Annotated in this window: 7 protein-coding genes; 4 read left to right on the top strand and 3 right to left on the bottom strand. The window is 48.2% G+C overall.

Going from position 1 to position 7,652, the window contains the following annotated elements; translation table 11 throughout:
* The first annotated feature begins 278 nt into the window (after positions 1 to 278).
* Entirely contained in the window at positions 279 to 848 is a 570-nt protein-coding gene (locus ACEW9I_RS21705; protein ID WP_373542407.1) for a hypothetical protein, read from the top strand.
* Between the two features lie 173 nt (positions 849 to 1,021).
* On the opposite strand, the gene ACEW9I_RS21700 is transcribed toward ACEW9I_RS21705, so the two are convergent.
* Positions 1,022 to 2,641 (bottom strand): cyclic peptide export ABC transporter, encoded by a 1,620-nt coding sequence (locus ACEW9I_RS21700; protein WP_373542406.1) that lies wholly within the window; start codon positions 2,639 to 2,641, stop codon positions 1,022 to 1,024.
* Positions 2,642 to 2,668: 27 nt separating this feature from the next.
* On the bottom strand, positions 2,669 to 4,051 hold the full coding sequence (locus tag ACEW9I_RS21695; RefSeq protein WP_373542405.1) for a sensor histidine kinase: 1,383 nt from the start codon (positions 4,049 to 4,051) through the stop codon (positions 2,669 to 2,671).
* A 241-nt stretch (positions 4,052 to 4,292) separates the two neighbouring features.
* On the opposite strand from ACEW9I_RS21695, the gene ACEW9I_RS21690 reads away from it, so the two are divergent.
* Positions 4,293 to 4,643 (top strand): Hpt domain-containing protein, encoded by a 351-nt coding sequence (locus ACEW9I_RS21690; protein WP_373542404.1) that lies wholly within the window; start codon positions 4,293 to 4,295, stop codon positions 4,641 to 4,643.
* Positions 4,644 to 4,817: 174 nt separating this feature from the next.
* Positions 4,818 to 5,543, top strand: a complete 726-nt coding sequence (gene sfsA, locus ACEW9I_RS21685) for a DNA/RNA nuclease SfsA (RefSeq protein ID WP_373542408.1) — start codon at positions 4,818 to 4,820, stop codon at positions 5,541 to 5,543.
* 1 nt (position 5,544) lies between these two features.
* Here the strand turns inward: sfsA and ACEW9I_RS21680 are convergent, their stop codons facing one another.
* Entirely contained in the window at positions 5,545 to 5,715 is a 171-nt protein-coding gene (locus ACEW9I_RS21680; protein WP_373542403.1) for a hypothetical protein, read from the bottom strand.
* 230 nt (positions 5,716 to 5,945) lie between these two features.
* On the opposite strand from ACEW9I_RS21680, the gene ACEW9I_RS21675 reads away from it, so the two are divergent.
* On the top strand, positions 5,946 to 7,280 hold the full coding sequence (locus ACEW9I_RS21675; RefSeq protein ID WP_373542402.1) for an MFS transporter: 1,335 nt from the start codon (positions 5,946 to 5,948) through the stop codon (positions 7,278 to 7,280).
* Positions 7,281 to 7,652 lie beyond the last annotated feature (372 nt).

Below are 7,652 nucleotides of genomic sequence, written 5' to 3'. Positions count from 1 at the left end.
GTAGACTTCCTGCGAAAGTCAGGTTTTAGGTTTTAGGCTTTAGGCTTTAGGGGAAGATATGGACGAAAACAGCGGTGCGCTCCCTTGGAGGTTTCCTCCGCATGAAGGCGCAACAAGACAACACTAGCAAAGATTTTGTTTTTACTTTCGCAGGAGGTCTAGTAGGCTACTGTCAAAGTCACTTCCTGAAACCAGCGCGTGGGGATCGATTCTGCCGATCGAGTGGGTACCATAACGATCTAGGCAGTAAGTTTAGTTGTGAAGTTAGATAGTTAGTGATGAGTAAGCAGCTACAACAGATACATGAGTTAAATTTTGAACCGAGAAGTACAGGTAGAGTGGGTAAGGACGATCGCTTAGCATCAACGCCAGTAAGCGGTTTGGAGTTTACGGCAGCTCTCAAGGCTCGATCCGATGGTTCGCGTCCGATTGTCGAAGATGTGATTTTTGCGACATTGGATTGGGCGGAGTTGGCAGCAGGTCAAAACTGGCTGGAGATCGAGCATTCTAGTAATCGTGAAGATCGGCAGAAGCCATACTATGAGACGAGTATCACCAATATATCGACCGAACGAATCCGGATCGATCGCTTTGGGACGTATATTCAAACAGGCAAGACTTTAGTACTCCACTCGATTACGGGCGGTTTTTTTAGCAGTCAACAATTTCAAGAGTGGTACAATTTGGGTCAAAGTCAGTGGCTCGAACCAGGACAGACAGTTGGCGATCCCAATAATCACAGTAGTCTGGGTGTGTATTGGGCTTATTTTGGCACTACGGCTAGTGGCAAGCAATTTGTGGCTGGTGCTCCTTGGAGTGCGAAGCGGTGGTGGCAGTTGTGGGATTAGGTTTTAGGCTTTAGGCTTTAGGCTTTAGGCTTTAGGGGTGGATGGTGAATAAATTGGGGCTAGAGTAGTAGGGTGGGCACTGCCCACCATCTGGGTTCCAGGCACAATCTATTTTACAAATAATTGCACTCACATACTTAGATACTTATGTCTTAGCTGTCAACTATCAACTGTCAACTGTCAACTATTTTGCCGTAATCTAGTTTGAGTAGACGATCGGCTAAGTGGAAGTAGCGATCGTCGTGACTGATGACTAGGACTGTTTTACCCCGTTGTTTGAGTTCTGGTAAGAGTTGTTGATAGAATATTTCGCGAAAGTAGGGATCTTGATCTGCTGCCCATTCATCAAATAAGTAGATCGGGCGATCTTCGAGGTAGGCGGTGAGTAGTGCTAGCCGTTTGCGCTGTCCTTGAGAAAGGGCGGTGGTAGAGAGTTTGCCATCTTCGACGGTGACTTTGTGCGTGAGTTGGAGTTGGGTGAGGTAGTTTTTGGCTTGAGCGTCTACGTCGTCTAACCGCAACCCCACCATCCGATCGAATAGATAAAAATCGGCAAATACCGTCGAAAATAACTGGCGGTAAACTTCCCGATGACGATCGTCGATGACGATACCATCGAGCCGAATTTCACCAGTGTCGGGTACATATAGCCCCGTGAGTAGCTTGGCTAGCGTTGATTTGCCGCTGCCATTGCCGCCGACGATAAAGACTAGTTCGCCAGGATGGAGGGTGAGATCGACAGGCCCTAATGTAAAGGTGGTTTCTGCGCCTGCAAGCTGATAGCTGTGGGTAGCTTGACGGATCTCGATTTGGTGAAATTGATGTCGTGTGGTCGTCTGGACGAGGTTCTCGGCACGACTAGCCAGTGATAGTCCCAAGGTATCGATCTTGCGGAGGGCGACACCTGCTTGACTCAAGCTGGGTAAGATCGCGAGGGTATTGCCGATCGGTCGCATCAGATAGGAGATCGTCAGCACATATCCCGAAAGTAGTTCGGCAGAGACTGTCTGGATCTGGGGCAGTCCATAGACCAATAGTCCCAGCAGCGCAAAAAATGATAACTCGCCCACGCCACTAGATAATGCGATCGCCCGTTGAGAGCTAATCCGGTACTCGCGTAAATTGGCAGCCGTAGTTTGCAAATCCTCTTGCAGGAAATCTTCGCGCCGCTGGGAGTGCAGTTTGAGTTCTTTGATCCCGTCGGTAATTGCTTGAAAGTGTTTCATCAGCGCGTCATTTTCTTCCCGCGCTTCTGTAAATAGGCGAACTGCTTGGTTAATCAGCAGTTGTACCAAACTAATGGAGAGTCCCATAAATACCAGCGTCCCGATCAGTACCCCGATCGACAGCCAGCCCAGATACACCAATGAGGCAATAATAATCGCGGCATTGACACAGAGGGTGGGGACACTAAAGACAGCACCGGAAATTGATTGAATATCTTCGGTGAGCGTGGTTAACAAGCGGTTTGCGCCTAGTTCTTCGAGATGCCGGAGGGGGGACGCTAAAATCCACCCACTAATCCGCAATCGGAGTTTGTAGATGGCATCTTGCGCCAACTTGACGAGTAAAAACTGAGAGATGAGATTGGTCATCAGCACGATCGCGACAATCCCTAGAAAGCCCCACAGGAGTTCTGGCGGTGCCTGGGGATGTGCGGGGTTAATCTGGCTAATCGATCGATTGATGAGGGCAATGGCGGCAGCACTACCCATACCACTAATCGATCCGGTAATGGCTGCTGCCATCACACTCAGCCAGGATGCTTTTAGTAGAAACTCAATTAGATTCATCTTATCTGTAATAATTTCCCTTTTTGTTCAACGAACTACTGCGGCTTTAAAGATGACAGTCACCGTCGTGCCGACATCTACTTGACTATCGATCGACAGTTCGCCCTGATGACTGGAGACGATCGATTGGGCGATAGCTAGTCCCAACCCCGAACCGCTACTGACATCGGACGCAGTGGCTGTGCGTGCGGGATCGACTCGATAAAACCTGTCAAATAAGTGTGGTAGTGCCTCCGTTGGGATGCCCATTCCGGTATCGCGAACCTGGACTTGGAGGTAGGCGGCATTTTGACGGATCAGCTGTTGGAGTTGGACATCGATCTGGGCTGAATGCGTGACAGTCAGCCGATCGTGTTCGGATTTGGGGGGTGTATATTGGATCGCATTGGCGATCAGATTGGTAAATAGTCTACCCAATCGATCCCAATCGCCGTAGATACTAAATACTTCGAGGAGATCGCCAGTGGCGGGGAGCGGATCGACTATTTCTAGCTTCAGATCGATGCCCCGACTGACGGCGGCTAGTTGTTGCTCGTCGATCGTTTCCATCAACAGTGCATCCAAGGGCACTAAACTAAACACAGGTGTGACGCTACTATCTTGACGTGCCAAAAATAATAGATCGTCCACCAATCGCCCCAACCGCCGCGTCAAGCGTTCGATCGTCTGAAGTTGCTGGCGTTGTTGAGGCGGGATGGGTTCTTCGCTCAGTGCTACCTGGACATTGGTTTGGATCGTCGCGATCGGGTTGCGGAGTTCGTGGGAAGCATCGGCGGTAAACTGTTTGAGCTGTTGGTAGGAAGCCTTGACAGGCTCGATCGCAATCCCAGATAGTAACCACCCGATCGCTGCGACACTGGTAATCACTAGCGAAGTACCGATCGTCAGATCGATAATGAGTAGCTCAGTGGGTTTAGTCACTTCAAACCAGGGATGACTGACTCGCAAAAATCCCACCAATCGACCATTTTCGTTCACAGGTGCCGTAATTTGACGCAGAATTCGTTGGTTTTGCCGATCGAGGGTAGTGTTATTCCCCACGCGAACGGTCGAACCGTCAAGATCGAGCCAGACAGGTAGATCGAGCGGTTCCTTGAGTGTAGACCACAATAACTCGCCACCGCTATTAAATAATTCGAGATCGATCCGATCGTCTTCCAGTCGATCTGAGTTGTCCTGAAAACTTGCTCCCACATTAATCTGGAGGCGATCGCTCGTGCCAGGAGCCGCGATCTTGTCGATCGCGATCGATCGAGTGACAACTTCTACGACATGATTTAAAGTATCGTCAATCCGTTCGATCAGGGTACTCCGCACATAGACATACATCCCGATCGCAAATAGCAGTAATACGATGGCTGTAACGGTTGTGTACCAGATTGCCAAGCGGCGGCGGGTGGTTTGAAACATGGGTTGAATAGTTGACAGTTGATAGTTACCTACAATCTCAGCGGTTAAAACCGCTGCTAGTGATGCGAAGTCCGCCAACGCGGACTAAGAGATCAGTCCGCGTAGGCGGACTTTGCATCACTAGCCACGATTTCAATCGTAGGCGTTCCACAAGTAGCAATTTGGGTTAATTATCAAAGTGCGTGGTCGAGAGGATAAAATAAGAATCGACCTTAGCCTACCGCTGTTGCTGCATCACCTAATGAACGATCTCATTGATATCGATTGGGAACAATTACATCAAGTTTCCGAAGATGACCCAGAATTTGAACTAGAACTCCTCACGATGCTGGCAGAAGATGTCAAAATTCATATTGCCGAACTGCGTCAAGCAGTAGTCGATCGCGATCCCCTGGCGATCGCTCATGAAGCACACTACATCAAGGGTGCCAGTGCCAATGTTGGGATGATCGGGATTACTGCCTTAGCCAGCCAAATCGAACAACTTGCAACCACTAAACTCATCGCTGATACTGCTACGCTAGTCGAACAAATGGCGATCGATCTTAGCCATTTAGAATCTTATCTAGCGACTAAAACTGCGATCGATTGAGGATCGATTACTCAAGCAGACAGCTCTTTGCGGTTGAGAGCATTATCATCGATCGATGAACCCCCAATTTCCAATTTTTGACCCGCTAACTTGAGTTTGAGGAAATCGCCTTTCAATTCAACATTGACATTCACCCGCTTTACTAGTCAGCAGCTCGACACCTGCGATCGATCCGTGCTTTATACTTATCCTCAACTTTATCCTGGCACTTTGGTGGCGCGCTACAAGCGATTTTTTGCAGATATTCAACTAGACACAGGCGAACTCATCACCGCACATTGTCCCAATACTGGTCCGATGACTGGGGTTTGTCAAATCGGTGCGCCCGTGCAGGTGTCCTTCCATGACAATCCCAAGCGGAAACTAGCTTACACCTGGGAAACGATTTTCGTTCCCAAAGGCGATGCCAACACAGTCGGTGGTGTGTGGGTCGGTATCAATACCGCATTGCCCAACAAGCTTATCAAAATCGCCCTCGAACAGCGGTTATTGCCAGAACTCGGTGAATATCAGACAATCCGATCGGAGGTGGTCTACGGGCAAGATCGGCGCAGTAGAATTGACTTTGTGCTCGGTGATGGAGCGCGATCGATCTATCTAGAAGTCAAGAATACTACTTGGTCGATCGACGATGTGGCGATCTTTCCTGATACCGAGACCACTAGGGGGCAAAAGCACCTGCGCGAACTCATCGATGTCATGCCCGAACATCGCGCTGTGATGCTTTACCTGATTAATCGCGGCGACCAGACCAAATTTGCACCCGGTGACACCACCGATCCCGTCTACGGGCAACTCCTCCGCACCGCCGTCGCTAAAGGATTAGAAGTGCTGCCATGTCGCTTCAACGTTACCCCTGAAGGGATAGAATATTTGGGATTGGCAGAATTAGTCCTGTAAATTAAGTCAGTTTTAACATCATTAATAAGCCTTGAATCAAAATAGATCCCGTTACTGGTGCGGGGCCAGACATATCTGTGGGGAGAAAGATCCGCGCGCTTGAAGCCACTAAGGCAAACAGGAAGATCAGTAGGATGATAAATGGGCCGACGTTTTGACGAATGAAAGTCATAGCTCTAGATGTGCGGACAGATGATGGTATTCATCGATTGTAACAAAAATTAATCTAGACATCTTTGAGATCGGGTTGTAAATCGTCACTCGATCGATCTAGTCCTCTGACTCACTTGGTTTGGATCGAGCGCTTTGAACTACGCTTGTTCTAAGCATTGTTTATTCGAGCGATTGCTTAAAAATAAGACGATCGCTGCGAATTCAACTAACTAAATTACGGAATGCATCATGAAGTCAATTTCCTCATACTTGGCAGTATTTAATAGTCGGAAAATGGTAGCAATTTTGCTACTTGGCTTTGGCTCTGGTTTACCATATGCTCTAGCTGATGATGCTTTTAGAGCATGGCTGGCTAAGACTGGATTTGATGTCAAGACCATTGGTTGGTTGAGTCTAGTGGGTTTACCTTATTCGCTCAAATTTATCTGGTCGCCATTAATTGACTATTTTCGACTACCTTTGTTGGGACGTCGGCGGGGCTGGATTTTGGCTGCTCAAATTGGGCTAATTGTCGCAATTCTGTTTTTGGCCAGTCAGATGGGGGTAATTGCGGGATTAGATACCGTAGGTAGAAATAATGCCCTGCAATTAGTTTCGATTACCGCCGTGGCGATGGCGTTTTTAAGTGCCACCCAGGATATCGCCGTTGATGCCTACCGAACTGATGTCGTTAGCACCTTGGAAGTGGGAGCTGGCGCATCTGTGGCTCTGTTGGGCTATCGGGTGGCGTTACTGCTGACGGGTTGGATTGCCTTCGTTTTGGCGGATCGGATTGGCTGGGCATCGGTATATGGTGTCATGGCGATATTTTTGGGGATTGGGATCGTGGGTTCTTTCATCGCGCCTAATGAAAAAGCCAATATTACCCCAAAAAATATTGGCGAAGCTGTCGTGCAGCCTTTTCTGGAATTTTTCCGCCGCCTGGGTACCCAACAAGCTATTTTAGTTTTAATTTTTATTGTGGTGTTTCGGCTCGGCGATGCCATGGTAGCTAAAATGGCGGTTCCTTTTCTCGGCGCGAAAGGGCTTACCTTTAGTGATACAGATATCGGGAATATTCGGCAAGGGATGGGTCTAATTGCGACGATCGTCGGTACGCTGGCTGGCGGCTCCTTCTTAAGTAAATTAGGGATCAATCGCTCCCTATGGATTTTTGGCGGTTTACAAGCTGCGAGTAATTTGGCTTATTACGCTCTGGCTTTAAGTGGCAAGAATCTCTCGGCGATGGTAGTGGCAATTAATGTCGAAAATTTTTGTAGTGGTCTAGCTGTTGCAGGTTTTGTGGGATATCTAATGAGTCTATGCAATCCCGAATTTTCAGCTACTCAGTTTGCACTGTTATCCAGTTTGATGGCGGTAGGTCGAGATCTAATTGCTGGGCCAGCAGCGGGGGAACTGGCAACTAAGTTCGGAGTTGGGACTGATGTGGCTGGATTAACTGGCTGGGGAGGATTCTTTTTGGCTACATTAGCAATTGCACTACCAGGGATGGTGATGCTGCTTTTCATGGCACCTTGGAATACGAATAGTCCTGAAGATGCTATTTCCAGACAAGATAGGTAAGTGCTTAACGATCGCTAGTGTCATCGATCGATTGACTGGGTGAAGCCAGTTCTAGCGATCGAGTGTGACTTTAGACCTTCAAGAGTGACAAATCAGGGATATTGAGTTGACGATCGAACATCTAAATTGCTGTAAAGATTGACAATAACCGTCACGATCGCACAAACAAGGCTGAAAAACACAGCCAGCAACACATAACCAAAACTCATCACCCCCATCAGTTCTCCAAAACTGAGAATACTTTACAAACGTTAACAATCAAGTTAGATTAAGTACATATCCATCCAACACATCCCGTTCTGCACAGAACACCAGCAATCATACAATGACCACAACCTTACAACGCACCCAGAGCGCAAACATCTGGGAACG

The organism is Chamaesiphon sp., assembly GCF_041738855.1.
Lineage (GTDB): Bacteria > Cyanobacteriota > Cyanobacteriia > Cyanobacteriales > Chamaesiphonaceae > Chamaesiphon.
This window is presented reverse-complemented; position numbering and strand designations above follow the sequence as displayed.

Coding starts and splice junctions, on each gene's coding strand:
- ACEW9I_RS21705 (WP_373542407.1), top strand. CDS start 279: ATGAGTAAGCAGCTACAACAGATACATGAGTTAAATTTTGAACCGAGA.
- ACEW9I_RS21700 (WP_373542406.1), bottom strand. CDS start 2,641: ATGAATCTAATTGAGTTTCTACTAAAAGCATCCTGGCTGAGTGTGATG.
- ACEW9I_RS21695 (WP_373542405.1), bottom strand. CDS start 4,051: ATGTTTCAAACCACCCGCCGCCGCTTGGCAATCTGGTACACAACCGTT.
- ACEW9I_RS21690 (WP_373542404.1), top strand. CDS start 4,293: ATGAACGATCTCATTGATATCGATTGGGAACAATTACATCAAGTTTCC.
- ACEW9I_RS21680 (WP_373542403.1), bottom strand. CDS start 5,715: ATGACTTTCATTCGTCAAAACGTCGGCCCATTTATCATCCTACTGATC.
- ACEW9I_RS21675 (WP_373542402.1), top strand. CDS start 5,946: ATGAAGTCAATTTCCTCATACTTGGCAGTATTTAATAGTCGGAAAATG.